Source organism: Candidatus Leptovillus gracilis (assembly GCA_016716065.1).
Taxonomy (GTDB): domain Bacteria; phylum Chloroflexota; class Anaerolineae; order Promineifilales; family Promineifilaceae; genus Leptovillus; species Leptovillus gracilis.
The window spans coordinates 41,577-68,137 of the sequence record JADJXA010000011.1; the positions used below are offsets into that span (position 1 = coordinate 41,577).

21 protein-coding genes are annotated in these 26,561 nt (G+C 55.7%); 14 read left to right on the forward strand and 7 right to left on the reverse strand.

The genetic code is table 11. The features are described from left to right. Positions 1–319 precede the first annotated feature (319 nt). On the forward strand, positions 320–769 hold the full coding sequence (ndk, locus tag IPM39_21305; protein MBK8988573.1) for a nucleoside-diphosphate kinase: 450 nt from the start codon (positions 320–322) through the stop codon (positions 767–769). Between the two features lie 66 nt (positions 770–835). Here ndk and rsfS read toward each other — a convergent pair whose 3' ends face one another. Next, positions 836–1,183 (reverse strand): ribosome silencing factor, encoded by a 348-nt coding sequence (rsfS, locus tag IPM39_21310; GenBank protein MBK8988574.1) that lies wholly within the window; start codon positions 1,181–1,183, stop codon positions 836–838. 170 nt (positions 1,184–1,353) lie between these two features. Between rsfS and IPM39_21315 the strand changes: the two genes are divergently transcribed. From IPM39_21315 to prfB, 6 genes are all read left to right on the forward strand, one after another. Then, positions 1,354–1,830: a DNA-3-methyladenine glycosylase I gene (locus IPM39_21315; protein ID MBK8988575.1), complete on the forward strand. Its 477-nt coding sequence runs from the start codon at positions 1,354–1,356 to the stop codon at positions 1,828–1,830. Positions 1,831–1,839: 9 nt separating this feature from the next. Continuing rightward, on the forward strand, positions 1,840–3,066 hold the full coding sequence (gene xseA, locus IPM39_21320; protein MBK8988576.1) for an exodeoxyribonuclease VII large subunit: 1,227 nt from the start codon (positions 1,840–1,842) through the stop codon (positions 3,064–3,066). A 199-nt stretch (positions 3,067–3,265) separates the two neighbouring features. Beyond that, positions 3,266–3,640 carry an NUDIX domain-containing protein gene (locus IPM39_21325; GenBank protein MBK8988577.1) on the forward strand — a complete coding sequence of 125 codons (375 nt, stop codon included), beginning with the start codon at positions 3,266–3,268 and terminating at the stop codon, positions 3,638–3,640. A gap of 33 nt (positions 3,641–3,673) precedes the next feature. Beyond that, positions 3,674–3,898, forward strand: a complete 225-nt coding sequence (locus tag IPM39_21330; protein MBK8988578.1) for an exodeoxyribonuclease VII small subunit — start codon at positions 3,674–3,676, stop codon at positions 3,896–3,898. A 114-nt stretch (positions 3,899–4,012) separates the two neighbouring features. Beyond that, positions 4,013–4,930: a signal recognition particle-docking protein FtsY gene (gene ftsY / locus IPM39_21335; protein MBK8988579.1), complete on the forward strand. Its 918-nt coding sequence runs from the start codon at positions 4,013–4,015 to the stop codon at positions 4,928–4,930. A gap of 229 nt (positions 4,931–5,159) precedes the next feature. After that, positions 5,160–6,206: a peptide chain release factor 2 gene (prfB, locus tag IPM39_21340; GenBank protein MBK8988580.1), complete on the forward strand. Its 1,047-nt coding sequence runs from the start codon at positions 5,160–5,162 to the stop codon at positions 6,204–6,206. A gap of 276 nt (positions 6,207–6,482) precedes the next feature. Here prfB and IPM39_21345 read toward each other — a convergent pair whose 3' ends face one another. The 4 genes from IPM39_21345 to IPM39_21360 all read right to left on the reverse strand — a co-directional run bounded on the left by IPM39_21345 (position 6,483) and on the right by IPM39_21360 (position 10,051). After that, the gene (locus tag IPM39_21345) at positions 6,483–7,610 is read right to left on the reverse strand and encodes a sodium ion-translocating decarboxylase subunit beta (GenBank protein ID MBK8988581.1); all 1,128 of its coding nucleotides are present in this window, start codon (positions 7,608–7,610) and stop codon (positions 6,483–6,485) included. Positions 7,611–7,665: 55 nt separating this feature from the next. Then, positions 7,666–8,100 carry an acetyl-CoA carboxylase biotin carboxyl carrier protein subunit gene (locus tag IPM39_21350; GenBank protein MBK8988582.1) on the reverse strand — a complete coding sequence of 145 codons (435 nt, stop codon included), beginning with the start codon at positions 8,098–8,100 and terminating at the stop codon, positions 7,666–7,668. Continuing rightward, the gene (locus tag IPM39_21355) at positions 8,097–8,426 is read right to left on the reverse strand and encodes an OadG family protein (GenBank protein MBK8988583.1); all 330 of its coding nucleotides are present in this window, start codon (positions 8,424–8,426) and stop codon (positions 8,097–8,099) included. Before IPM39_21355 ends, IPM39_21350 begins: the two co-directional genes overlap by 4 nt. A 71-nt stretch (positions 8,427–8,497) precedes the next feature. Then, complete coding sequence (locus tag IPM39_21360) at positions 8,498–10,051, reverse strand: acyl-CoA carboxylase subunit beta (GenBank protein ID MBK8988584.1); 1,554 nt, start codon at positions 10,049–10,051, stop codon at positions 8,498–8,500. A 453-nt stretch (positions 10,052–10,504) separates the two neighbouring features. Between IPM39_21360 and rpoC the strand changes: the two genes are divergently transcribed. Next, the gene (rpoC, locus tag IPM39_21365) at positions 10,505–14,848 is read left to right on the forward strand and encodes a DNA-directed RNA polymerase subunit beta' (protein MBK8988585.1); all 4,344 of its coding nucleotides are present in this window, start codon (positions 10,505–10,507) and stop codon (positions 14,846–14,848) included. A gap of 105 nt (positions 14,849–14,953) precedes the next feature. Here the strand turns inward: rpoC and IPM39_21370 are convergent, their stop codons facing one another. Together IPM39_21370 and IPM39_21375 are read right to left on the reverse strand one after the other, a co-directional pair. After that, complete coding sequence (locus IPM39_21370; protein ID MBK8988586.1) at positions 14,954–15,979, reverse strand: polyprenyl synthetase family protein; 1,026 nt, start codon at positions 15,977–15,979, stop codon at positions 14,954–14,956. A gap of 56 nt (positions 15,980–16,035) precedes the next feature. Further along, a complete protein-coding gene (locus tag IPM39_21375; GenBank protein MBK8988587.1) occupies positions 16,036–17,127 on the reverse strand; it encodes a type 2 isopentenyl-diphosphate Delta-isomerase in 1,092 nt (363 codons plus the stop codon). Positions 17,128–17,287: 160 nt separating this feature from the next. Between IPM39_21375 and IPM39_21380 the strand changes: the two genes are divergently transcribed. The 6 genes from IPM39_21380 (at position 17,288) to IPM39_21405 (ending at position 26,533) form a co-directional block, all read left to right on the forward strand. After that, positions 17,288–18,229, forward strand: coding sequence for an SDR family oxidoreductase (locus IPM39_21380; protein ID MBK8988588.1), 942 nt, complete (start codon positions 17,288–17,290; stop codon positions 18,227–18,229). A gap of 9 nt (positions 18,230–18,238) precedes the next feature. Further along, complete coding sequence (locus IPM39_21385; protein ID MBK8988589.1) at positions 18,239–19,798, forward strand: O-antigen ligase family protein; 1,560 nt, start codon at positions 18,239–18,241, stop codon at positions 19,796–19,798. Positions 19,799–19,805: 7 nt separating this feature from the next. Next, a complete protein-coding gene (locus IPM39_21390; protein MBK8988590.1) occupies positions 19,806–20,270 on the forward strand; it encodes a GtrA family protein in 465 nt (154 codons plus the stop codon). Continuing rightward, positions 20,270–21,445: a glycosyltransferase family 4 protein gene (locus IPM39_21395; protein MBK8988591.1), complete on the forward strand. Its 1,176-nt coding sequence runs from the start codon at positions 20,270–20,272 to the stop codon at positions 21,443–21,445. Before IPM39_21390 ends, IPM39_21395 begins: the two co-directional genes overlap by 1 nt. A 126-nt stretch (positions 21,446–21,571) precedes the next feature. Further along, the gene (locus IPM39_21400; GenBank protein ID MBK8988592.1) at positions 21,572–22,123 is read left to right on the forward strand and encodes a hypothetical protein; all 552 of its coding nucleotides are present in this window, start codon (positions 21,572–21,574) and stop codon (positions 22,121–22,123) included. 204 nt (positions 22,124–22,327) lie between these two features. Next, positions 22,328–26,533: an AAA family ATPase gene (locus tag IPM39_21405; protein ID MBK8988593.1), complete on the forward strand. Its 4,206-nt coding sequence runs from the start codon at positions 22,328–22,330 to the stop codon at positions 26,531–26,533. The last annotated feature ends 28 nt before the right edge of the window (positions 26,534–26,561 follow it).

Sequence of the window (26,561 nt, forward strand, 5' to 3'; positions counted from 1 at the left end):
GCGGTGGAATTAGACGCCAACCGGCTCGATGCGGCGCGGCACGCCCTGGCCAGCGGCGAAGTTGATGCCGCCATGCAGGATTACGCCTGGCTTGTGGAAAGAGGCGAGGGCTTAAATACCCTCATCGCCGACCTGGAAGTGACGGCCAACCAACACGCCGGCCAACCGTTGGTACGCCGCATGTTGGGCGATGCCTATATGCGCAACGGACAGTTGCAAAAAGCGCTGGAAACGTATCGCCAGGCGCTTGACCAGATGTAAAATCAGGGCGGTGGCGGATTCGCTGCTGCCCATAATCATATTTTGGGAGTAGATTTGAATGGAACGTACATTGATTTTGGTAAAGCCAGACGGCGTACAGCGCGGTCTGCTGGGTGACATTGTCGGCCGTTTTGAACGCCGAGGCTTGAAGCTGGTGGGCATGAAATTCATGCAAATGTCCCAAGAACTGGCCGAGGCCCATTACGCGGTGCATAAGGAACGGCCGTTTTACAACAGCCTGGTTCAATACATCACCTCTGGACCGGTGCTGGCGATGGTTTGGGAAGGCAAAGACGCCATCGCCGCCGCCCGCTCCACCATGGGCGCCACCAATCCCGTTGCGGCGGCGCCGGGAACCATCCGTGGCGATTTTGGCATGGAAATTGGCCGCAACCTGGTGCATGGCTCAGACAGCCCGGAAAATGCGGTCAAAGAAGTGAACCTGTTCTTCTCGGCGGCTGAATTGGTAGCCTGGAATCGCGTCACCGACGGTTGGATTCGGGAATAGACGCTCTGTTGTGGCGGTTCGCGCCAAGAATGCGACCAAAAAGAGCGCTGTTGTCAGCGCTCTTTTTTATTGCATTCGTAAGACCACGTGGGCGTCGGCCCACAAATCTTCCAGGCTGTAGTAATCTCGCTTGTCCGGCGAAAACACGTGGACGATCAGGTCGCCAAAATCAATCAGAATCCAACCGGCTTCAGGAACGCCTTCGATGCCGGAAGCGATGATGCCGGCTTCTTGTTTGGCTTCCGTGCGCACACTTTCGGCCAGGGCACGGATTTGCCGGTCGTTTTCCCCACTGCAAATCAGAAAGTAGTCGGCGAATACGGTTTGTTCGCGCAAATCGAGCAGTACAATGTCGCCGCCTTTTTTATCCAGGATGGAATCAACCAATATGTGAGCAAATTCTAAACTTTCCAGACGTCACCTCCAAATGTGATAATAGAAAATTTTAGCATGATCCGCAAAACAAAGACAACTGCGTTTGCCAGCAGCGAAAAAGACGCATAAAATCAGAGCGTATGTTCTATCGTGAGGCGTGACGCAGTTCAAAGGTGCTGCGCGCCTGTATGGTTCTCAGCGAGGTAACAATGGCTGCACCGGATGAGTATGAGATTCCGCCACGAGCAGTGCCGGCAGATGACGCCGGTTATCTGGAAAAGATAACCCAGGCTGTGTTTCAGGCTGGGTTTAGCTGGCGAGTGATTCGCCAGAAGTGGCCCAATTTTCAAGCTGCCTTTGCCGGGTTTGATGTGGACAAACTGGCCGCGTTTACAGAGGAAGATGTGGAGCGCTTGGTCGAAGATAGGGGAATTGTGCGCAACGGCCGTAAAATCGAGGCCACCATCCACAATGCCCGCGTCTGTCGGGACCTCATCGCCCGGCATGGCTCCTTTTATGCCTATTTGCGTTCCCTGGATGGTGCGGACTACAATTCACGCGCTGCAAAGTTTAGCCGGGAATTCAAATTTATGGGACCGATGGGCGCATACTTCTTTTTTTGGTCGGTAGGCGAAGATGTGCCCGACTATGAAGTGTGGCGCGCCGGGCAAGGGCAGCAGCGTTAGGGAGGAAGCGTGGGACTTTTCGCTCAGGCTGGCGACCCATTCCAGCCATCTACGTGGACTGTCAGCGAACTGACGGCTTATATCCGCGAATTGTTCGCCATTGATTACCGGCTGCAAGACCTGGAAGTCAGCGGCGAAATTTCCAATTTTACCCAGGCGCGTTCCGGTCATTTTTACTTCACGCTGAAGGATGCCGGGGCGCAGATTAAATGTGTCATGTGGCGCTCGGCGGCCGAGCGGCTGCTTTTTCAGCCCCGTGAAGGGGATGCGGTGGTGGCGGACGGCCGTATCTCCATCTACGAAGCCGGCGGCGTATACCAACTCTATGTGGAGCATATGCAGCCCGCCGGCCGGGGCAGTCTGGCCGTCGCCTTCGAGCAGCTAAAGCAGCGCCTCGGCGATGAAGGGCTGTTCGACCCGGCGCACAAAAAGCCTATTCCGCCGACGCCGCGCAAAATAGGCATTGTCACCTCGGCCGACGCCGCCGCCCTGCGCGATATCCTTAATGTGTTGAATCGGCGCTACCCGCTGGCCGCCGTACTCATCGCCCCGACATTGGTGCAGGGGGCCGACGCGCCGGCGCAAATTGTGCGCGCCTTACAATGGCTGGACGGCCGTACCGACATTGATACCATCATCCTGGCGCGCGGTGGCGGTTCTATCGAAGACCTGTGGGGCTTCAACGACGAGCGGGTGGCGCGAACTATTTTTGCCGCCCAACACCCCATCATCACCGGGGTGGGCCACGAAACCGACTTCACCATCGCCGATTTTGTCGCCGACCGGCGCGCGCCAACACCATCGGCGGCGGCCGAATTGGCGACGCCAGACATTGAGGAGATACGGCCGCTGCTGCAAGCTCTGCAGACGCTGCTGCGCTCCGAACTGGATGACCTGATCCGGCAAAAGCGGTGGCGGGTGCAAACATTGGTGCGGGCGCTGGCGCACCTCAGCCCGCAGGCGCGGCTGGAAAATAACCAGCAGCGGTTGGATGTGACGGTGGCGCGGTTGGACCGGGCAATGGGCAACCGGCTGGCGCGCCAGCGTGGGCGGTTGGCAGTTTTACAGGCCGGGTTAACGGCCGTTAGCCCGCTGGCGACGTTGTCGCGGGGATATGCGATTGTGCGCCGGGCCGACGGCCGTATCATACGCGCCGTCGCCGATGCCGCGCCGGGCGACGCCCTGATGATACAGGTGTCCGATGGGCAAATTGACGCGCAGGTGAAGGCATCATGATGACAAGACAGGCGGGGGATGGGTATCGGTTTGCTTCAGTTGTGCCCGGTAACGGCCGTGCGGCTGGTCTGGTACACCTTTGAACACCAACATCAACAAACCAGGGTTGGATTCCTTGCACCTTAAAGCGCGTCTGCTGTACAGTCTGGGTAGAATCTATTGGCGCATATTCAGGCCGCTCTCCTGGGGCGTCCGGGTAATGCTCATTCAAGATGACGCCGTTCTGTTGGTCTGGCACACTTATCGGCCGGGCTGGTTTTTTCCCGGCGGCGGCCTGAAGCGCGGTGAATCCTTTGCCGACGCCGCTCGCCGTGAAGCCCGCGAAGAAGTGGGCGCCACACTGGGCGAACTCCGTTTTTGGGGCCTTTATACCTATCTCAGCGAGTACAAAAGCGACCATGTGGTCATGTTTCTTTGCGAAGATTTTCAACTGAACGGCCAGACCGACTTTGAGATTGCCGCCTGCCAATATTTTCCCCTGACAGCGCTGCCGCCAGACGTTAGCGAAGGCATGAAACGGCACATTCAGGAGTATTTGCAGGGCGATCATCAACCAACCATTGAAGCGCATTAACCATGCCCTTAACAAGCAAAAGAAAGGTACAGGATGGAAAAAGAGATAGATGCTTTAACGTTTGAAGAAGCCTTAAAAGAATTAGAGGTGATTGTAGCCCGTCTGGAAGCCGGCGAGTTAACGTTGGATGAATCTCTCGCCCTCTTTGAGCGCGGGCAAAAATTGGCCGAGCTGTGCAACAAACAGCTTAATCAGGCTACCTTGCGCGTCGAACAATTAACGTCTGATGGCGAAATCATCGAATTGCCTTCACCCTGATCATTGTTATACTTCGCCTTTGTTTTGCATCCCTAAAAGCAACTGTTCACCACAGAGGCACGGAAAACACGGAGATGAAATTTGTGGCGAGTGGTGATTTTGAATTAGAAGAGGATTGCCTTGTTCAAAAGTATTCGTGAATCATTAAACCGTACCCGCCAAACTGTTTTTGGGCAGATTGTTAACGTCTTGGGTATGGGGGAAATTACCGAAGAGACCTGGGAAGACCTGGAAGCGCTGCTGATTCAGGCCGATGTGGGTGTGCCTACAACCATCGATCTGGTTTCGGCGATGCGTGAGCGCGTTGAGGCCGAAGGGCTGTTCCGGGCCGACCAACTTCTGGCGGCCATGAAACAAGAAATGCGCGCCATTTTGGTGGATCCACCGGTCTATGAATTACATGAACCACGCCAACTGACGGTGGTGATGGTGGTTGGCGTGAACGGTTCTGGCAAGACTACCACCATTGGCAAGCTGGCCTATCGCTATAAAAACCTGGGCAGAAATGTGCTGCTGGCGGCCGGCGACACATTCCGTGCGGCGGCCATTGACCAGCTAAAAATCTGGGGCGAGCGTTCGGGTGTGCCGGTGATTGCCGGCCAACCCGGCGGCGACCCGGCGGCCATCGCCTACGACGCCATCCGGGCGACACGCGCGCGCGGTTATGATTTGCTGTTTGTGGACACAGCCGGCCGCCTGCACACCAAATTCAACCTGATGAAGGAGTTGGAAAAGGTATATGGCGTCTGTCGTAAAAGCGTCCATGCTGCGCCCCATGAGGTGTTTTTGGTACTAGACGCGCCCACCGGCCAAAATGCCCTGGTGCAGGCCGCCAAGTTCAAAGAATCGGTGAAAGCGACCGGCGTCATTTTGACCAAGCTAGACAGCACGGCCAAAGGGGGCATGGTTTTTGCCATTTACCGCGAGTTAGGTTTGCCAGTGCGTTTTATCGGCACGGGTGAAGCCATTGAGGATTTGGCCCCATTTGATCCCGACCAATTTGTTAACGGTCTGTTCGCCACCGAAGGATAAGTGATTCTACACATGGACACAGATTTTCTATCTGTGAAATCTGTCAAATCTGTGGACTATTTTCAAGGGAGACTTCTTGCAGTGGGGCACACTACCACGAATGAACACCCTGGGAGCGCAGGCGTCTCGCCTGCCAGAACGGACGGGACGTCCGCGCTCCCATTTTCGAAGGAGTTTAAGATGGAAACATTAATAGCGCAGTTAGGCGAGTTACAGGAAACGGTCAACCATTTGCGGAGGCGTCTTTGACGTAGCCGCCAAACTTGAGAAGATTGAACAACTGCAATACATTGCCGGGGAGCCAGACCTCTGGGATGATCCAGAAAAAGCCCAGGTGGTGATGCGCGATTTGACGCGCCTGAAGGACCAGGTGACTGTTTGGGAAGGTCTGAGCAGGGCGTTGAGTGATACGCTGGAACTGGCTGAACTGGATGATGATGAACTGGCTCCTGAACTTGAACGGGAAACAGCCGCATTGGCAAGTCAGGTAGCCGATTTGGAATTTCGGGCGCTGTTTTCCGGCGAGTATGACAGTGAAAACGCGATTATGGCGATTCATGCCGGGGCGGGGGGAACCGAAGCGCAGGATTGGGCGCAGATGTTACAGCGGATGTTTGTCCGCTGGGCGGAGTCGCACAACTTTGTGGTGACAATTCTGGACGAGAGCAGCGGCGATGAAGCGGGCATTAAGAGCTGCCTGATGTCGGTGGAGGGGGATTATGTGTACGGCCGTCTCCAATCTGAACGCGGCGTGCATCGTCTGGTGCGCATCTCGCCCTACGACGCTTCCAAGCGCCGCCACACTTCTTTTGCCAAAGTGGAAGTGTGGCCGGATGTGGCTGGGGACATTGAGATTGAGATTGACGAGAAGGATTTGCGCATAGACCGCTTTCGTTCCAGCGGCGCCGGCGGCCAACATATGCAAAAGAACGAAACGGCCGTGCGCATTGTCCATCTACCCACCGGTATTGTTGTTGCCTGTCAAAACCAACGCTCCCTCACGCAAAACATGGAAGTCGCCATGGGCATCCTCAAATCGCAGTTATTCGACCTGGAGCGACGTAAACAAGACGCCGAAATGGCCGAACTAAAAGGGGAAGACGTGGACGCCGGTTGGGGCAGCCAGATACGCTCCTACGTCCTCCACCCCTACAAAATGGTCAAAGACCACCGGTCGAACTATGAAGTGGGCAATACGCAGGCGGTGCTAGACGGCCGTTTAGACGACTTCATGGAAGCCTATCTCAAACACATACTGGGCGAACCGGTCGCCTAAATGATGGCATGGTTCGTCGAGCGGAACATCTTATTTACAAATTCAGACTGAATTGTCATTCCTTCGGCGTTGCTCAGGACAAGGTCTGAGCAACGCCGAAGGAATGACACGCTTTTTTGTTAAATTTGTAAAAGCCCATATCGCCTGAATTGAACCATGCCAAAAACCGGAATTTTTCTTAGGCGATTACCAAAGGGGCGAGGAATCGGCTTGCCCGGATCTGGATAAGCTGATTCCAATTCTTGTGCGCTGAACGAGGAGTAAGCCGGTAAATTGCTACATTGCCCCTGAGACGAGCGCCAACAGCACCCCCCCAGCCATAACGCTGGCTAACTGCCCCGCCGTATTTGCGCCCATTGCGTGCATCAACAAAAAGTTGTCAAAATCTTCATCTTGGGCCATTTTGGCCACCAGGCGGCCAGCCATTGGGAAAGCGCTGATGCCGGCCGCGCCCAGCAGCGGATTGATCTTTCCCCCGCTCAGGACGGCCATTGTTTTGCCCAACAGCAGTCCGGCCACTGTATCCAAAGCAAAAGCCACCAGGCCCAGAACAAGAATGCCCAAAGTATCCAGGTTTAGAAAGGTGCTGGCGCTCATGGTCGAGCCAATTGTCACACCCAGGAACAGCGTTGCCACGTTGGCGATCTCGTTTTGCGCCGATTTGCTCAGCCCATCTACAACAAGACTCTCGCGCAGCAAATTGCCCAACATCAGCATACTGATCAAGGGTGTGGCCTCGGGAACCAGAAGGCCAACAACCAGGGTGACAACCACCGGAAACAGCACGCGCCCCCGCCATGAGACTGGTCGCGGCGCATAGGCCATGCGAATGCGCCGTTCACTTGGGGTTGTTAGCAGCCGCATCAGTGGCGGCTGGATGATGGGAACCAGGCTCATGTAGGAGTAAGCGGCGACAGCGATGGGGGCAAGCAGCCGGGGCGCCAATTTGGTCGCTACAAAAATGGAGGTCGGCCCATCAATTGCACCAATGACTCCGATGGAAGCTGCTTCGTTTAGCGGGAAACCGAGCAGGGTGGCTAAAATCAGCGTGCCAAAAATGCCAAACTGTCCAGCTGCGCCCAGCAAAACCATTTTGGGCTGCGCCAGTAAAGGACTAAAGTCAATCATCGCCCCAACGCCGATAAAAATCAGCAAAGGGAACAGTTCTGTGCTGATGCCGACACGATACAGAAGGCTGAATAAACCATCACCATCTGTCATGCCCGCCATAGGAATGTTGCCCAGAATGCAGCCAAAACCAATGGGCAGCAAAAGAACCGGCTCGTATTTTTTGATGATGGCCAGAGCAATTAAGATGCCCCCCACCAGAATCATCAAGGCATTACCGAGAGTAAAATTGGCGATGCCCTTGAAAAGCTCAGGAAGAAGCTGGGTGAAGTCCATTGTTAAATAAGGAAGCGTTCAGGCCCCTGATGCCTACGAAGCGCCGGGGACTGCATTAATCTGCATATTCAACCAATACGTCGTTGTGTTTGACATGCTGCCCAACGGTTACGGTTACGCCAGCAATCGTTCCGGCGCGGGTAGCTCGAATTGTATTGCTCATTTTCATGGCATCCAGAGTACACAAGGGTTGCCCAACCACCACGACCTGATCGACCTGTACCATGACTGCGCTTACCATCCCAGGGATGGGTGCGCGAACCAATCTGGCGCGTTCGCTTTTTGCCGCAGGCGCTGCGGCTGCCTGCGTTGGCGAGGCGGGAAATGGCCGGGCGGCCCCAACCTGACCATTTTGTGTCGTGCTGGCGGTTTCCATTTCGGGCCAGACTTCAAACTGCGTTTCACCAATCGTGGCGATAATCGGTCGGGTCCGTAAGTCGCCGACTTCTACGGTAAATGATTGGTTGTCTATTTTAACGGTTAGTTTCATCGTACAGACCCCCGTTTTTCCAGAATGCTGCTGCGCATAACAGCCTGCCAGGCGCTGACGAGGGGCGTGGGGGGCGTGGGAAGGATATGAGGTTTGGCGTCTGTTTCTAAGGCCAGGGCAATGGCAACGGCCGTTGCCGCAGCCTGCCGCTTCCTTTCCAACCCAACTGCCTGATCAGAATCGGCCGTTTGTGTCTCTTCTGCCTGTCGATCGGCCGTTCCATGGACCAGGAGCGACATAACCAGCCACAGCAAAAGAATCGAGGCAAAGACAAGCCCCATTCCCACGATGGCAATTTGCCCGGCAATCAATAAATCATCAGACATTGTTGTAATTCCTTTTTCAGATACAAAGCGGAACGTTTCAGAAAGGCCACGCTCCTGATCCTTCCAATACGTTATACGGGGATATTCCCATGTTTGCGGCGCGGCGCAGTGGTGAATTTATCACGCAGGGCCGTCAGCGCAGCGATGATTTTGGGCCGCGTTTCCCAGGGTTCCAGAATGTCGTCTACATAGCCGGCCCTGGCTGCGTAATATGGATTGCTGAACTGCGAACGATAATCATCTGCCAGCCGTTCGCGTTCGGCTACCGGGTCAGGTGCGGCCATGATCTGCTTCTTAAACAGGATGTTGACAGCTCCTTCGGCCCCCAAAACGGCGATTTCAGCGCTGGGCCAGGCATAGGTCACGTCTGTGCCCAGGTATTTGCTGCCCATTACCACGTAGGCCCCGCCATACGCTTTGCGCGTGATGACCGTTACTTTGGGCACGGTGGCTTCCGAATAGGCATACAACACTTTGGCGCCATGGCGGATAATGCCCCGATGTTCCTGATCGACGCCTGGCAAAAAGCCCGGCGAATCTACAAATGTAACCAAGGGTATGTTAAAGCAGTCGCACATGCGGACAAAGCGCGTCATTTTGTCGGCCGCGTCTATGTCAATGACACCCGCCATCACGCTTGGTTCTTGAGCGATAATGCCTACACAGTGCCCGCCCATGCGCGCGAAGCCGACAATGGCATTACAGGCCCAGGTCGGATGGAATTCCAGAAAGGTCCCCTGGTCCACAACACGTTGAATGACTTCGTGCATCCGGTAAGGCTCGGAAGAGTCCAGGGGGACAATGTTGTTGAGTTCAGGGTCCATGCGCAGGGGGTCGTCTGTGGCTGCGACGAGGGGCGGGTTTTCGACGTTGTTGGACGGAAAGTAACCAATGACCTGGCGACACAGGGCCAGCGCTTCTGTTTCTGTTGGGGCGCACAGCGAAGCCGTGCCACTGATGGACATGTGTACCTCAGCCCCACCCAGGTTTTCTGCATCAATTACTTCACCGGTGACGGCCTTGATAACATCCGGCCCGGTGAGGAACATGAAGGATGTTTTCTCGACCATGATGATCAGGTCGGTCAGAGCCGGGGAATAGGCCGCGCCGCCGGCGCATGGGCCAAGCAGCAAGCTGATCTGGGGGATGACGCCGGAATAAAGCGCGTTGCGCCGGAAGATTTCGGCGTAGCCGCCCATGCTCTTAACGCCTTCTTGGATGCGAGCGCCACCGGAGTCTAACAAGCCGATGACGGGGACGCCGTTGCGCACGGCCAGGTCCATCATCCGGCAGATTTTGCGGCTTTGCATTTCACCCAGGGTACCGCCGTAGACGGTGAAATCCTGGGCATAGACGTAGACAGTACGGCCGTCAATCAGCCCATACCCGGTGACAACACCATCACCCGGATATTTTTCGGCGGCAATGCCCATCTCGTCGCCCTGATGAACGATGAAGGGTTCCAGTTCGTTGAACGTACCGGCGTCTAACAGCAGGTCCAGTCGTTCGCGGGCTGTTAACTTGCCTTTGGCATGTTGGGTGGCGATGCGTTCCTGACCTCCACCCTGTCGAACCTTCTCGCGCATGGCGCGCAGTTCAAGAATACGCGGATCATTTGCAGGCATAAATACCTCTAAAGTGGCTGCGTTTGCCACAGCCGCTGCTAATATTTTAATCTTACCAACCCAGTACAGGGCAAAAGTGTAACGGATGTATGGTATTAGGGGAGTGCCAAAAGTAACCTTTGGCCCAAACGGTTGTCATAGGATTTCGACTCAAGGAACGGCCGTTACACCTGAGCTTTTCGGTCCTCCCCATTTTTGACAAATTCTTATTCTCTGCTACTATAGCCAATTGGCTTTTTTAAGGAATCTCTAACGGGGATACTCTTGACATATCCCTGTTTACTAATAAAATAATTGGCTTATGTTATAAAGTGTTCTGTGTCACTTCAAGAGCGTTGGCTGTTTTGCCATACGCTCTTTTATGTGTTTATACACACTTTATCCCCTCAGGCGCGCGTCGCCACTTGATAATCATACAAATTGGTCCGAGCTTCAAATTTTTTGGGAGGTCACCTGGTGGATACAACAGAATTCCGCTCGCTTAGAATCAGCCTAGCATCCCCCGAACAAATCCGGTCTTGGTCTTACGGTGAAGTCACCAAGCCGGAAACAATCAACTATCGTCGTTTAAGACCAGAAAAGGATGGCCTGTTCTGCGAAGCCATTTTTGGTCCGACGAGGGATTGGCAATGTTACTGCGGCAAATATAAGAATATTCGGTACAAGGGTATCGTTTGCGACAAATGTGGCGTAGAAATTACCCGCTCTTCGGTCAGACGAGAACGACTGGGACACATTGAATTAGCCGCGCCCGTGGCCCACGTCTGGTACACCCGCCGCGTCCCCAGCTACATGGGGCTGCTCCTAAACGTATCACGTCGTAATCTGGACCGCGTACTTTATTTTGCCCAATATGTCACCACCAGCGTAGACGACGAAGCGCGCCAGCGGGCCATCAAGCGCCTGGACGACGAATTAGAAGAAGCAGAACTGCGCCTGGAAAAAGAGATGCAAGGCGAAGTCGCCGACGCTACCGTAGACGTTGCCTCCCGTCTGGCCGAATTGGAGGAGCAGTTGGCGATGTTAAACGCTACCTTCGATGACCGCCTGTCGGAAATGACCGATAATATCGTGCGCGAAGCGAAAATGATGGAACAGCGGTTGGGGAACTTGAAAAAAGGACCCGCCCCTGAAGACTTCATATTAGACGGCGAAATTATCGCCCAAAAAGGGGAGACGGTTGGTCGTGAACACGTGGTTTTGGTGCAAGAAATTACCACCGACCGCCTGACCCGCGTGCAGCAAGAACACGAAGAATCCCACCAAACCCAGGTGGCGGATTTGCGGAAAGAGATTGAGGAACTGCGCACGGAAACACAAGTTGTCGGGCAGGAAAAGCGTGACGTAATTGGTCTGAAAACTTCTCGCCTACGCCAGCAGTATCAGGCAAATAAAGAACAACTAGAGTCGTTGGCGCAAATGCAGTTTCTGAACGAAACAGAATACCGCGAACTAAAGAGCAAATTTGGCAACGTCTTCAAGGCTGATATGGGCGCTGAGGCGTTGTACGAAATTCTGCGGCGCATGGACCTGGAGAAATTGTCGCGCGATTTATGGCGTGAAGTACGCACGACGCGCTCCAAGCAAGCCGCCAAACGAGCCACCCGCCGTTTACAGGTGGTAGAAGCGCTGCGCCAGAGCGCCAATCGGCCGGAGTGGATGATTCTGACTGTTTTGCCGGTAATTCCTCCTGATTTGCGCCCGATGGTGCAGTTGGATGGCGGCCGTTTTGCCACCTCTGATCTGAATGATTTGTATCGCCGGGTTATCAACCGCAACAACCGTCTGAAGCGTCTGTTAGAATTGGGCGCGCCAGATGTAATCGTGCGCAACGAAAAGCGTATGCTGCAAGAAGCGGTGGACAGCCTGATTGACAACAGCCAACGGGGCAAGGCGCTCAGCCGGCGTGGCCGGCGCGAGCTAAAATCTCTGTCCGACATGCTGAAAGGCAAGAAGGGGCGTTTCCGCCGCAACTTGTTGGGCAAGCGTGTGGACTATTCCGGCCGTTCGGTCATTGTGGTGGGTCCCAAGCTGAAGCTGGGCCAGTGTGGTTTGCCGAAGACGATGGCGTTGGAACTTTTCCGCCCCTTTGTCATTAGCAAATTGGTGAAGTATGGACACGCCAGCAATGTGAAGGGCGCGCGCCGTTTTATCGAGCGGCAGCAGCCAGAAGTGTGGCAGGTCCTGGAAGAGGTTATTGTTGGCCGGCCGATCATGTTGAATCGCGCGCCGACGCTGCACCGCCTGGGTATTCAGGCGTTTATGCCCATGTTGGTAGAGGGCAAAGCCATCAAACTGCATCCGTTGGTGTGCGCCGCTTTTAACGCGGACTTTGACGGCGACCAGATGGCGGTTCATGTGCCGTTGTCGGATCGGGCGGTTGAAGAAGCCAAAACGTTGATGATGGCCACGCGCAACCTGTTGAAACCAGCCAACGGCGAGCCAATTGTGGGGCCGTCTAAGGATATGGTGTTGGGTGTGTATTACCTGACACTGATGCAAGACGGCCGTCATGGAGAAGGCCGCATCTTCAGTTCCATCGAAGAAGTCCTGACCGCCTACGACCTGGGCTACGTAGATATCCATGCCCGCATCCGGCTGGAAACCACCGATTATTACAACGACAACCATGAGCGCCACGCCGACGGCAAACCGCGCGAGCGCATTGTCGAGACATCGCCGGGACGGGTTATCTTTAATACAGTGTTGCCGCCCGAAGCCCGTTTTGTTAACCGCGTGTTGGATAAAGGCGGCGTTACGTCTTTGATCAACAAGGTGTACCGCCTGTTGGGTGACGATGCCACCATTGAATTGGTAGACAGCATCAAGAACATCGGCTTCAAATACGCCACTATTTCCGGTACGACCATTGCCGTATCAGATCTGACTGTGCCGGAAGAGCGTGAAGAGATTTTGCTGACCGCCCGTAAGCGCGTGGACGAGATTGACCGCCAGTACCGTCGTGGTCTGTTGACTGAAGACGAGCAGTATCAGCGCACTGTGGAACAATGGAACAGCGCCAAGGATCAGGTGGAAAAAGCGGTACGCAACGCCATGGATCCCGGCAGCCCGATTGCCATTATGGCTTTGTCCGGCGCGGGTAAGGGTGGATTTGGCCCCATTACCCAGTTGGCCGGGATGCGCGGTCTGATGGCTGATCCCAGCGGCCGTATCATTGTCGTTCCCATCCAATCGAATTTCCGCATGGGCCTGAATACGCTGGAATACTTCATCTCCACACATGGCGCGCGTAAGGGTCTGGCGGATACCGCGCTGCGCACAGCCGACGCCGGTTATCTGACTCGTCGCCTGGTGGATATTGCCCAGGACATCATCATCATGGCCGATGATTGTGGCACGAAAAAAGGTATTTACGTGCGCCGCGCCGATAACTTTGGCAAACAGACATTGGCCGAACGGTTGTACGGCCGTGCCTCAGCGCAAAACGTGGTTGATTCAACAACGGGCGAAATTATCATCCACGAAGATGAATTGTTTACCGATGAATTGGCTCAGGCGGTTGACGCCTCTGGTATTGCTGAAGTCTACGTTTATTCGCCCATGACTTGTGAACTGCGACGTGGTGTATGCAAGAAATGTTATGGGATTGACCTAGCGCGCGGTAAGCTGATAGAACTGGGTACGGCCGTTGGTATAGTGGCGGCCCAATCCATCGGTGAACCGGGAACCCAGTTGACTCTGCGAACCTTCCACACCGGTGGTACGGCTTCTGCGGCCGGCGACATCACCCAGGGTTTGCCCCGCGTGGAAGAGTTGTTTGAGGCGCGCCAACGGCCTAAGGGCGAGGCCGTGATGACCGAAATTGGCGGCATCGCCGAAATTCGCATGGTGGATGGCGTGCGCCACGTCTTTGTCACTGAAAGCAAACTGGTAGAAGACGTCTACGAAATCCCTGGCGATTGGCAGATTAAATTTGACGGTGAAGAAGAAGTAGACCCCGGCGCGATCATCGCCGAAAAAGATGACGAAATCATCACTGCCCGGCATGGCGGACACCTGGTGCGCGACGCGCGCGGTTTGCGGGTGATCTGGGAAAGCCGTGACGAGCGCGATTACGAAATTCCCGCCGGTATGCGTATGTTGATCTCCGACGGCCAGATGGTAAACGCCGGTGATCAATTGACCGAAGGTTCCAAGAATCCGCACCGCATTCTGGAAATCTTGGGCCGTGATGCCGTAACCCAATACCTGCTGCGTGAAATGCAGATCGTTTACCGCCCGCAAGGCCAGAACATTCACGACAAGCATTTCGAGGTCATCATTCGCAAGATGTTGAGCAAAGTGATTGTGACCGCTTCGGGTGACACGGAAATGCTGCCCGGCGAACTGATCGATCTGGCCCTCTTCCAGGCCAATAATGAGGAAATCATCGAAGAAGGTGGCATCCCGGCCCAGGCAGAGTCGGTGTTATTGGGTGTTACCAAAGCGGCGTTGAACACGGAGAGCTTCCTCTCGGCCAGTTCCTTCCAGCACACCATCAAAGTGCTGGCTGGCGCGGCCATTGGCGGCCGTGAAGACCACCTGCATGGTTTGAAGGAAAACGTGATCATCGGTAAGTTGATACCTGCCGGGACCGGCTTCAATAAACATCAGCAGCAGTTGGTAGCGCGTGAAGAGATGCGTGTAAGCGCCCTGGCTGAGGACATTGATCTGAGCAAAACGCTGATCGGTGACGATACGGATGAGGATATTCTGGCGGCCATTGCCGCGGCGGCGGCGTTGGATGTGGCCGATGCCCAACGATTGTCCGGCAAGCTGGATATGGACCTGGATTAAGCAGCGCAACAAAAACCAGGCATAGCTCATATCGAGGGCCATGCCTGGCTTAAGAAGGTAAAAAGGCGACCTCAACAGGTCGCCTTTTTTGTGTCTGGTTTGTGGTCAGGCGCTGCGTTGTAAGAGCATTTCTGTGAGTTCGTGCAGGGCTGTGGCGGCACGGCCGTTTGGTTGGGCGGCCTGCAAATGGTCAACGGCTCCTTCTGAATATTCGCTGGCTTTGCTTTGCGTGAATTCACGGGCGCCGTGCGCATCCAACAGGTGAATGGCCTGCTGCACGAAAGCGGCATCTGGCGCTGCTGCGGCATAAAGCTGGCGCAGTTCAGCGCTGCGCTCCAGCCCATAGAGAACCGGCAGCGTCTTCTTCTTGGTGATGATGTCGGTGGCAGCCGATTTGCCGGTGACAGTTTCGTCGCCCCAGATGCCGAGGATGTCGTCTTTTACCTGGAACGCCAGGCCGAGGTCCAGGCCAAACTGCGCATAGTGAGCGACAATCGCTTCGTCGGCGCCGGCAATGCGGGCGCCCAGTTCGGTGGCAAGGGAGACGAGTACGGCCGTTTTGCCTTCAATCATCGCCATGTACTCGGCCACGCTCACTTCGGTCCGCTTTTCAAAGTCCATGTCGTCGTGTTGCCCTTGCGTCAGCCCCAGGCAGGTCTCGTCGAAACGGCGCAGCGCCTCCACGACGATGGGCGCAGTGACGCCGCGCTCAATGAGCCGGTTCAGCGCCAGGTGGGCCAGGGCAAACATGGCGTCGCCGGTGTTGATGGCCTGCTCAATGCCCCAGATCGTCCAGACCGTCTTGCGACCGCGCCGGGTAGGGCTGGCGTCTTCGATGTCGTCGTGGACCAGCGAGAAGTTGTGTAGGATTTCGATGGCGGCGGCCGCCGGCAGCGCCTGCCGCCAATCGCCGCCGGCCGCTTCACAGGTTAACAGGCAGAGTAACGGCCGTATCTGTTTACCAGGGTGTACCTGAGCCGGCTGCATCTGCTCATCTATCCAACCCATGTGGTAATGGATCATGCCGTAGAATGATCCTGGTGTGTTGTCATCGGTGTTCAGGACGGACTTCATTTCCTCGTTCAGAGCGGCTAACATGGTTTGCGAGAGGTTTTTTAGTTCAGAGGACATCAGACTTGTTCCCGTTTTTGTGGTTTTGTTCGTGTGGGTTTGAAGCGAACAGACCCCTAAAATTGGCGCAGCAGCGGCGTTTGGCCCAGCGCGGACACATCGGCCGCACCACTGCAAAACATAGCGATTCGCAGCTCGTCGGTGATGGTGGCAGCCAGTTCGACAACGCCGTCCACGCCGTCCTTGCTGGCGGCGCGCAGGAAATCGCCAGCAAAGCCGACCAGGTTGGCTCCTAGAGCGATGCACTTGGCAGCGTCTATTCCATTGCGGATGCCGCCGCTGGCGAAGATTGGCAGGGCGGGGGCAGCGGCGCGGCAGTATTGGATGGAAACGGCCGTTGGAATTCCCCAATCAATAAACGCCCCAGCCACCCGCGCATGGCGCGCCGTCGGGGCGCGGTACATCTCTACCTGGCTCCAGGAGGTACCACCGGCGCCGGCCACGTCAATCGCGGCCACGCCGGCCGCCGCCAGTTGGCGCGCCGTCCCTTCAGCAAAACCCCAGCCCACCTCTTTGGCAATGACCGGCACGGGCAGGGCGCGACAAATCGCTTCAACTTTTGCCAGCAGCCCGGCGAAGTTGCCATCACCTTCCGGCTGCACCGCTTCCTGTAAGGCATTAAAGTGCAAAATCAGGGCATCGGCTTCAATCATGTCTACGGCGCGGCGGCATTGGTCCAGGCCGTAGCCATAATTTAACTGCACCGCGCCCAGATTGGCGAACAGCAGCACATCCGGCGCTACGTCGCGCACCCGATAGGTATCGGCCAGGGTGGGGTCTTCGATACCGGCGCGCTGTGAACCGAGGCCCATAGCAATGCCAACCGACTGCGCGGCGGCGGCCAGGGTGCGGTTGATCTGCCGCGCTTCGGCTGTGCCGCCGGTCATGGAAGAAATGAGCAGCGGCATAGACAGGCGTTTGCCAAAAATTTGGGTGGTGGTGTCCACCTCATCGAGGTTAAGTTCCGGCAGGGCTTGATGGAGAAAGAAGTAACTTTCCAGGCCGGTGGTCAGTTTGTTAAACTGGACGTTTTCCTCTAAGTTGATGCGGATGTGGTCGGCTTTGCGGCTTTCGTGACTTTCGTCAGGTGGGTTGTCAGATGTGAGCGGTTTACTGTGTGATTGCTGTATGTTGCTGGTCTTGTGCATAGAAGACTCCATTCTGTGAACTGAGGCAAAGTATACAACGTGGGGCAACTTGTGGCGAGTTTGCCGATTCCTGTACGATTTGCAGCCGTTATTCGCCACCCTGATAGCGCTGCGTTAAAATAGCTTGTCTGACGTTTAACGTCTAACCAAAGGAGGTTTTATGCGTGTATTAATTACGGGTGCGGCCGGTTTCTTAGGCTCACATTTGTGCGATCGTTTCATTAAAGAGGGGCATACCGTTGTCGGTATGGACAACCTGATTACGGGCAACATGGATAATATTGCCCATTTGTTTGGCAATGATCGCTTCTCGTTTATCAAGCATGACGTGAGCAATCATATTTATGTGCCTGGCGCTTTGGACGCGGTGCTGCACTTTGCTTCGCCCGCCAGCCCCAATGATTACCTGGCGCATCCCATCCCAACGTTGAAAGTGGGTTCGTTGGGGACGCACAACACGTTGGGGCTGGCCAAGGTGAAGGATGCCCGTTATTTGCTGGCTTCTACGTCAGAAGTATATGGCGACCCGCAGGTCAATCCGCAGCCGGAAACATATTGGGGCAACGTGAATCCCATCGGGCCGCGCGGCGTGTATGACGAGGCAAAACGCTTTGCCGAGGCGATGGTATTGGCCTACCAGCGGTATCATGGCCTGGAGACGCGCATTGTGCGCATTTTTAACACTTATGGCCCGCGGATGCGTTTGAATGACGGCCGTGTTGTGCCCAATTTCATCTACCAGGCGCTCAGCAACAAACCGCTGACGGTGTATGGCGATGGCAGCCAGACCCGCTCCTTCCAGTATTACACCGATCTGGTCGAAGGCATTTACCGCCTGCTGTTTTCGGCCGAATCGCTGCCGGTGAACATTGGCAATCCCACCGAAATGTCTATTCTGCAATTTGCCAAAGCGGTGCTGGAGGTTTCGGGCAGTCAGTCGGACATTTTGTTTGTCAGCCCCAAGGATGACCGCTTTACCGATGACCCGAAACTGCGCCAGCCGGACATCAGCAAGGCGCGGCGCGTGTTGGGCTGGGAGCCAAAGGTCGAACTGCGCGAAGGACTGCACGAGACGGTCGCCTATTTCCGGCCTCGTGTCTGAGATGATGTGATGGTAACGGCCGTTGGTTGCACCAAGACCAACGGCCGTTTTTCTTTCCCCATGAATGGCTTTTCCCCTCTGCCTTGGACAAGTGAACGGCGCTCATTGGTGTGGTACGCTGCCCTGGCGACGGCCGTTGGCTTGCTGTTGGCGCGGCTGCCGCTGCTGTGGGGCGCGGCGCTGGTGGGCGGCACGGCCGTTTTCCTGCTCACCCTCATCCAGCCCTTATTTGGGCTGGGGCTGGTCTTGCTGTTGGGGCCTTTTGGCGCGTTAGAGAGCGTACTCTTTGGCTGGGGGTTGGACAGCGGCCAGGCGCTGCTGCTGTTCACGCTGGCCGCCTGGCTGGCACGCGGTCTCTCGCGCCGCCGCGTTGTCATCCCCCATACCTTCCTTAATGTCCCGTTGGGGCTTTTTGTGCTGGTGATGGCCCTGACGCTGCTGGACGCGCCTTTGTTGACGGTGGGGCTGCGCGAGCTGGCAAAATGGGTGCAAATTGGCCTGTTGGTGCTGCTGGTGGTGGACCTGACGCAGGAGATGAGGGGGGGAGAGTACGGCCGTTACGCGCCCTGGCTGTTGGCCGGTATGCTGCTGTTATCCGGTGTGGCGCAGGCCATGATCGGTATTTGGCAGTTTGGGCTGCGCGGCGACGGGCCGGATCATTTTTTGGTGTTGGGGCGCTTTTTCCGGGCCGCCGGCACATTCGAGCAGCCCAACCCATATGGCGGTTTCATGAATTTGTCTGTGCTGTTGGCGACCGGCATCTTGTTGGCTCTGCTGACACGCGCCTGGGCGCATTGGCGGTGTCCCACCGACGGCGTGCGGCTCACGGCATACGCGATACGCATCTTCATCATCGGCGTCATAACGGCGCTCACCGGTTTGGCGGTATTGGTCTCCTGGAGTCGTGGCGCGTGGTTGGGATTGGCGGCGGGAACAGCCGTGCTGCTCTTCTGCTGGCCGCGGCAGCGACGTTGGGGCGTGGCCTTGCTGCTGGTGGGCGGCCTGCTCTTGTGGGCCGGGCTGCAATGGAACCTGATCCCGGCGGGCATTACCGACCGGCTCGTGGGCTTTGGCCAGGATTTGCAGCTTGGCGATGCGCGCGGCATAGACATCAACGACGCCAATTACGCCGTGCTAGAACGGCTGGCGCATTGGCAGGCGGCCCTGGACATGGCCCGCCAACAGGTGTGGTGGGGGGTTGGCTTTGGCAATTACGAACCGGCCTACGCCGACTACGCCCTCATTAATTGGCCCGACGCTTTGGGCCATGCCCATAATTATTATCTCAACCTGCTGGCCGAAACCGGGGTGATCGGGTTGTTGGCCTATCTCGCCTTATGGGCTGTTATTGTCTGGCAGACGTGGCGGCTTTTGCCGCAGCTGGCTGGCGTGGAGCGCGGGCTGGCTCTGGGCTTGTTGGCCGCCTGGACGGCGCTGGCGGTGCATCATCTGGTGGACAAGCTGTATGTGAACAATGTGTATGTTCATCTGGGCGTGATGCTGGGGTTGTTGGTTGTGCTGCGTGAAGCGGCAGAAAGTGAATCACAAAAATCAGTTGGTGAGGCATAGCACGTTCATGATCGCTCTGTTTGCCCGTATTGTCGCTAATTTTGGCATCAAACCCAAAGAGGCCGAGCGCTTCTTTAAGTTTTTGGTGGTGGGAACCATTGGCTTTGTCGTGGATTTTGGCACGCTGACGCTGCTTAAAGAGACGACAGGTCTGGCAACGGTGGTTGCCAATACAATTTCGTTTACGTTGGCGGTTATCAGCAATTTTACCCTGAACCGGTATTGGACTTACCCAGATTCGCGCACTAAGAGTATTATGTCGCAGATGGGCCAATTTATTACGGTCAGTGTTATTGGTCTGGCGATTAACAATGTCATTTTGGTATTGTTGGAACATGCCTTTGACCTGGTGTTGGCGCAGATGGCTGTGCCGCTGCCCGGTTATGTTCCGGGAAAAGTAATTGCCACCATCGTTGTGTTGTTTTGGAATTTCTTTGCCAACCGTTTTTGGACTTATGGTGACGTGGAGTAATGCGCATTGGCATTGACGTGACCTCGGCGTTGACGCAGGGTGGCGGGATTGGGCGTTATACGCGGGAATTGGTCCGGGCGCTGGTGGCGCTGGACGGCCGTTCCACCTATCACCTCTTCGCCGCCAGACAAACCGGACCAACGGCCGTGCCCCACCCCCTACCCACCGGCCCCCACATTCGCCGCCACACCGCGCCGCTGACTGAGCCGTGGCTCTACCGCCTCTGGTATCGCCTGCGGATTCCCGCGCCGGTGCAGTGGGTGACAGGCCCGTTGGATTTGTTCCACTCGCCCGATTTTGTCTTGCCGCCGGTCAGTGGCGGCATTCCCACCTTACTCACCGTTCACGATCTGTCGTTTGTTCATTACCCGGAAGTGTATCCGGCGGTGTTGGTCAACTACCTGAACCGGGTTGTGCCCTGGTCTATTGGCCGGGCGAGCCATATTTTGGCCGATTCGGCGGCGACAAAGGCGGATTTAATAGCTGTCTGGCAGGTCCCAGAGGCCAAAATTACGGTGTTGTACAGCGGCGTTCATGAGCAGTTTCAGCCGGTGACGGAACAAGAGGTGTTAACGGCCGTTACTGCCCATTATCAGCTAGACGACGCTCCTTACTTCTTGACGGTGGGTACGGTACAGCCGCGCAAGAATTACCAGATGCTCATCCGCGCTTTTGCGCCGGTGGCTGCCGAATGGCCCCATAACCTGGTGATTGCCGGTGGCAAGGGTTGGCTGTACGATGATATGCTGGCCGAAGTGGCGCGGCAAGGGTTAAACGGCCGTGTTCGATTCACCGGTTTTGTCGCCGACGAGGATTTACCGGCTTTGTACAGTGGCGCAACCCTCTTTTTGTTCCCCAGCCTGTATGAAGGCTTTGGCCTGCCCTTGTTGGAAGCCATGCAGTGCGGCGTGCCGGTGGTTACATCGGACGCTTCCTCTCTGCCGGAAGTGGTGGGGGGCAAGGGAAATGGGGAAACGGCCGTGCTGCTTTCCCCCCATGACTCATCGGCCTGGACCCAGGCCATGCAAACCCTGTTGGCTGATCCCGCCCGCCGCGCCCGGTTGGTGGCCGCGGGCTATCGGCAGGCGCGCCAATTTACCTGGCGCAAAGCCGCCGCGCAGCTCCTAAACCTATACCAGTCACTCGCTCATCAACCTTCAGAAAGAGCCTGGTAGTTACACCAATGACCAAAGTACGATATACCGCCCCCCGCCTCTCAGGTATCATACAACGACGAAAGGTTTGTATTCACAAAGTTCCTGGCAAAGACAGATTTCAACACATACACACTACACACCTAAATGCTAAACATTCAGACCATCGAAACAGTGGTTCTGCCCATTTGCAGCTTTTCACTCAGCGGACCCGACATAGAGCGCAGTGCACTGGCATTTATTGCTATTGGCGAGGGCCAGAACCGCAGCTATCTGCTGCAATGGAATGCACAGTGGGGGGTGTTCAACCTTATCGGCGGCAAAGTAGACAATGCGCGTGGTGATAGCAATTCATTTATGCGGGCCATTTGCCGCGAAATCGAAGAAGAAATGGGCCTAACCAGTCCCCATGACTGTTACATTGTCAAGGAATTGAAGCAAATCTACCTCCGCCAATTTTCGCAGCGCTACAAGATGTTGAAAAACTATCATTTTTGCGTGTTTGCCATAGATATTTTCCCCGAATTACCCCTGGATCGTAGACGACAATATACATTCGCTCGCTGGTTATCAACCGGTCGGGAAAACGTATACGTTTCCGCCGAAGAAATTTGTCAACTGCGCACCAAAGATAACCGGCCCATTTCCATGACAACCCGGTATATTTTGCAAATGTTGGACGAAATCCCCTGTAGGTGATTCATTTGCGCCGCCTGGCAGCTGCTTGCTGAATACAAGCGTCCCGTTATTTCCCCATTCTGGTACAAAATTCCTACCACTGGCAATTCCTAATTTTCGCATATTCGTGCATACTATGTGGATACGTTATGTTATTCACAACGCAAACCTTTTTACCGTAGTACTTACAACTAGATAACAAGCCCGAACAAGGAGTGAACCCTTATGTCGGCTGGTGGAACGACAAATTTACTGCATGGCGTGATGAAGCTGAAAACCGTCTGTGTGGGGGGGCACTTTGCCCAGGCGCAGGCGTCCATCCAATCGGACCAGTTTCCAGGCAACGTGCTGCGCCACACCAACGATTTCCGTTTTTTTATAGCCAATTCCTTTGAAAAAGCGCTGCGGGTTGTTGTGCAAGACCAGGATATAGACCTGGTTTTTGTGGACGCTGACTTTGATCCGCTGCCGGAAATTACCATGCTGATCACCCAGATTCGGGAGGTGCGCGCCCGGCTGCCGGTGATTGTTTTTACCAGCGCCCCCGACGACCGGATGCGCTATCTGATGCGTGAAGGGGCGGCCTGGCATTTTGCCAAACAATCACCCAGGTTGGAGCAGTTGAACGAGCAGATTCAGCAGCATGTTTTTTCGCCGGTGGTCTGGCCGGATATTTTTGACCGGTATGCCAACGATGCCGTTAAGCCGCGTATTGAACCGGGGCTGAGTCATTCTGATCTGGTGGCGTTGAATGACAACCCGGAGGAACGCTACATTATCAAGCGCTTGTTCGCCAGCAGCGATGTGGTGCAGATTTTTCGGATGGATGAGGGGTTTAGTGGTTCGCGTATTTATCGGGTGAAACCGGCCAATGAACTGCGGCGCATCCTTAAAATTGATGTGGCCGACAGGCTGGAGATGATTCAAGAAAAGCAAGATACGCTGATCCAACCGCGCCTGAATCAGCGGTTGGGGCAGATTCAGGGCAAGATGGTGCGCGGGCAGCATCTTGCGGGCGCCTGTTACGCTCTGGCCGGTTCGCGGCGCGACGCGATGACGCTGACTCAATTTTTGCAGGACCAAAACTGGCTGCGCAAAGAGTTGATTGATGGGCTGCTGGAACAACTTCAGACCAGTCTGGAGCAGTTATATGTGGGCAGCAGTGACGTGGAGCTGCGCTATTGGGCGCCGTTGTATTCGCGGGTGCTGCCGCCGCACCTGACGCTGGCGGATGCGATGCTGGTAGAGCATGACGGCCGTCATACCGCAGAAATGACGCTCGCCGCCTCAGAACTCAACACACTCTCCTCTGTGCCGGGCAGCGCTAAATTGCAGACCATCCACCAGGCCGTCCGCGGCGGCGAAGAACCGTGGATGACGTTGTGCGGCTTTGAAGTGGCCGAGATAGACACCGCGCATGGGGTGGTGTATTTGCACGACGATTTGCTGGCGAAGTACCCGGCATCGCCATTGCTCAAGAGCAAAAATCATCCGATTGTGCGCTTCAAGGTTGCCTTTTCGGAATCGGAATGGGGCGTATTGACTCATCCGCTGATCCGCCGGGGCAAGCGGATTTGCGTTCGCGGCCGGGTGGTGGCTACCCAGGAGACGATTTTGGCGCGCAACATTGCGGCGATTACGGAACGGCCGTACAACTTTCAATCCGACAGCTTCGACCTGGCTGGCGGCCAATTTATTGCGCCCGTCACCAACGTGCGCTGCCTGTTGTGGGAAATCGGCCGGGAGGACATGATCATGCCCATTCCGCAGATTTCGCCGGTGGTGCATGGCGACCTGAATACCACCAATGTGTTGGTAGAATCTGGCGAAACGGATGTTTCCGTCTGGCTGATTGACTTTTCCGACGCCCGGCCCGGCCATATCTATTTTGACCTGGCTAAGTTGGAAGTTGAATTTCGCACCCACGTTTTGTTCCGTCTGTATAAAGCTATGGTGGACGAAGGTCTGTGGGATACGGAGACAGCGTTTAAGTTCTCTCTGCTGGTAGAGGATGTTCTCTGGCGGGGCACAGATGGCGACTTTGGCGAATTTGTCAGCGATTTGCGTGAGTATCGGCCGCTGTGGTATGACACCTTGTACGCGCAGTTTCCCCTTTATTCAGAGAACCTGTTTTACTTTTTGTTCTCGCTGCGCCAGATGGCCAAAGCGCATAGTCCTGAGCGTTTTAAGTATCATTATCCCGTTGCGGTTTTTTTTCAGAGTATGGCCGCCCTCAAATTTGCGGAATTGGAGAATGAACCCTGGTATCCCTGGGCCAAACGCCTGGCGCTGTGCGCCGGTCTGGTGGCCGGTAAACAGGCGGTGCGGGGGATTCAACGGCCGTTAGAAGTCAATCGCATCCTCAACGCCCTACGCACCCGCAGCGCCTTTGCCCTCGTCACCATTGGCAGCGGTGAGGACCAGAAGTATTTGCTGCAATGGAATGCCAACTGGGATATGTTCAACCTGGTGGGCGGCCGTATGGACAACACGCAGGGCGACCGCGACTCCTTTGCTCGTACTATCCAACGCAAACTACAGGAAGAATTAGGGCTGCAAAGTCCGCGTGATTACCGGATTGTCTGGGAGTATAAACCGCTGTACCAACGCCAGTTTTCGCAGCGTGATTTTGTGTTTAAAGATTATGAATTTCACGTGTTCAAAATTGAGTTTTTGCCCCGGCATCCGCTGACGCGCGAGGAATATGATTGGCTGGCGCAGCGGCTTTCGCCGGAACGGGAGAATGTGTTGGTGTCCCGCGCCGAGATAGAACGGCTGCGCACATTGTCTGACCGGCAAATCTCGGCCACGACGCGCATGATTTTGTACGAGTTGGGCGAAATCAAGGCTGAAGAGCGCGACATACCGTTGTCGTTGGAGTTTAAGCTGGCAAACGGCCGTGTCGTCGTCACTCGTGGTCGGGCGCAGCTTGTGGGGCAGTTGGGCAACCCCCGGTTTGCCGATATCGTCGAAAACGTCGCCCTGGAAGTGCTGCCTTCTCCCACTTACGAAACCGAAAAAGATTCGGCCGTGCTGCCCATCGGAACCATTAACCCAGGGCAAGATGTGCCTATCACCATCTGGCTGCGCCCCCGCGAGAAAGAGGCGCAGGTGCGGCTGCGCGCCACCTATTACGACGCCCGCGGCCACGAACACCGGCAAATCCTGGAAAGCCGGGTCCAATTCGAGTCTCAAGTGCGTTCCGCTTTTCACGTAGACAATCCTTACGTGGTTGGCAAACCACTCACCCCCGCCTCAGAAGCATTGTACATGGGGCGTGAAGACGTCTTTCGCTGGATCGAAGAAAATCTGATCGGCAAAACGCAACCGCACACTCTGATCCTCTACGGGCAGCGGCGCATGGGCAAAACTTCCACACTCTATCAATTGGTCGGTGGTCATCGCGGCCAGAACATCCGCGAATATCCCGGTTATCCGATTTTTCCTGTCTACATTGATCTACAACGGCTGGCCGGCTGTGAGACAACCGAGTTTTTCGACCGACTCAGCCGCGACATTGCCCGCAACCTGGGCCAACGGCAGATCAACGTTGCGCCGCCAGCGGCCTGGTCGTCCAATGCCTCGATCTATCGCGAATTTGATGATTTTCTGGACAAAGTGGAGGCCAGCCTGCCGGAAAATGGATTGCTGGTCTTGGTGATAGACGAGTTGGAGCAGTTGCAGGTGGGCATAGAACGAGGCCAACTGCATCAGGATATACTGCCTTACCTGCGCTCGTTGATGCAGCACCGCGCCCGCATGACCTTTATTCTGGTGGGCACAAACCAGTTGGTTGAGGAGTATTGGAGCATCATTTTTCATGTGGGCATCAGCCGGGAGATTGTGCCGTTAACCCGCGACGAGACAGAGCGCCTCATTCGTGACCCGGTTTCACCGATGATTCAATATGACGACCTGGCGATTGACCGCATCTGGTTGGCGGCGCGCGGCCATCCTTATTTTAGCCAGCTTATTTGCCACCGGCTGATCAGCGCCACGAACCTGACCGGTGACCGCAGTAAGTTGATTTCTATCGCCGATGTGCGCGAGACGTTTAACCGTATTATTGAGGAAGATGACAGCCACCTGCTGCACTTGTGGAGCGAGTCTTCGCGGGACGAGCAGTTGGTTCTGGCGGCTTTGTCTGGCGGCTCGGATCAGGCAGAGGAATCTATTTCCCGGCCAGAAATTATCTCCCGGCTGCGCGACACGAATTTTGCCGACGAGGAGTTGAACCAGGCCTTGAAGCGATTGGAGCAGCGACGGTTGGTGGTGCGCCAGCCGGTGGAACGGGAGCTGCAAACGCGGCTGCCGCGCCCCGGCGGCTGGCAGCCGACGCTGATCAGCAAAGATTATACCTATTCGGTGTCGTTTGATTTGCTGCGTGGCTGGATTGTGAGTAAACGGCCGTTAGGCTCGCTGTTAGACTGATTTCCATGTTTTGTCATCCCAGAGGGAG

Bases quoted from the DNA above. Each gene is read 5' to 3' on its own strand.
- IPM39_21375 (MBK8988587.1), bottom strand. From the start codon at position 17,127: ATGCACAAGACCAGCAACATACAGCAATCACACAGTAAACCGCTCACA.
- IPM39_21325 (MBK8988577.1), top strand. From the start codon at position 3,266: ATGCTCATTCAAGATGACGCCGTTCTGTTGGTCTGGCACACTTATCGG.
- IPM39_21355 (MBK8988583.1), bottom strand. From the start codon at position 8,426: ATGTCTGATGATTTATTGATTGCCGGGCAAATTGCCATCGTGGGAATG.
- IPM39_21390 (MBK8988590.1), top strand. From the start codon at position 19,806: ATGATCGCTCTGTTTGCCCGTATTGTCGCTAATTTTGGCATCAAACCC.
- IPM39_21360 (MBK8988584.1), bottom strand. From the start codon at position 10,051: ATGCCTGCAAATGATCCGCGTATTCTTGAACTGCGCGCCATGCGCGAG.
- IPM39_21345 (MBK8988581.1), bottom strand. From the start codon at position 7,610: ATGGACTTCACCCAGCTTCTTCCTGAGCTTTTCAAGGGCATCGCCAAT.
- IPM39_21315 (MBK8988575.1), top strand. From the start codon at position 1,354: ATGGCTGCACCGGATGAGTATGAGATTCCGCCACGAGCAGTGCCGGCA.
- IPM39_21405 (MBK8988593.1), top strand. From the start codon at position 22,328: ATGTCGGCTGGTGGAACGACAAATTTACTGCATGGCGTGATGAAGCTG.
- ndk (MBK8988573.1), top strand. From the start codon at position 320: ATGGAACGTACATTGATTTTGGTAAAGCCAGACGGCGTACAGCGCGGT.
- IPM39_21395 (MBK8988591.1), top strand. From the start codon at position 20,270: ATGCGCATTGGCATTGACGTGACCTCGGCGTTGACGCAGGGTGGCGGG.
- IPM39_21385 (MBK8988589.1), top strand. From the start codon at position 18,239: ATGGTAACGGCCGTTGGTTGCACCAAGACCAACGGCCGTTTTTCTTTC.
- IPM39_21350 (MBK8988582.1), bottom strand. From the start codon at position 8,100: ATGAAACTAACCGTTAAAATAGACAACCAATCATTTACCGTAGAAGTC.
- IPM39_21380 (MBK8988588.1), top strand. From the start codon at position 17,288: ATGCGTGTATTAATTACGGGTGCGGCCGGTTTCTTAGGCTCACATTTG.
- IPM39_21370 (MBK8988586.1), bottom strand. From the start codon at position 15,979: ATGTCCTCTGAACTAAAAAACCTCTCGCAAACCATGTTAGCCGCTCTG.
- IPM39_21330 (MBK8988578.1), top strand. From the start codon at position 3,674: ATGGAAAAAGAGATAGATGCTTTAACGTTTGAAGAAGCCTTAAAAGAA.
- IPM39_21400 (MBK8988592.1), top strand. From the start codon at position 21,572: ATGCTAAACATTCAGACCATCGAAACAGTGGTTCTGCCCATTTGCAGC.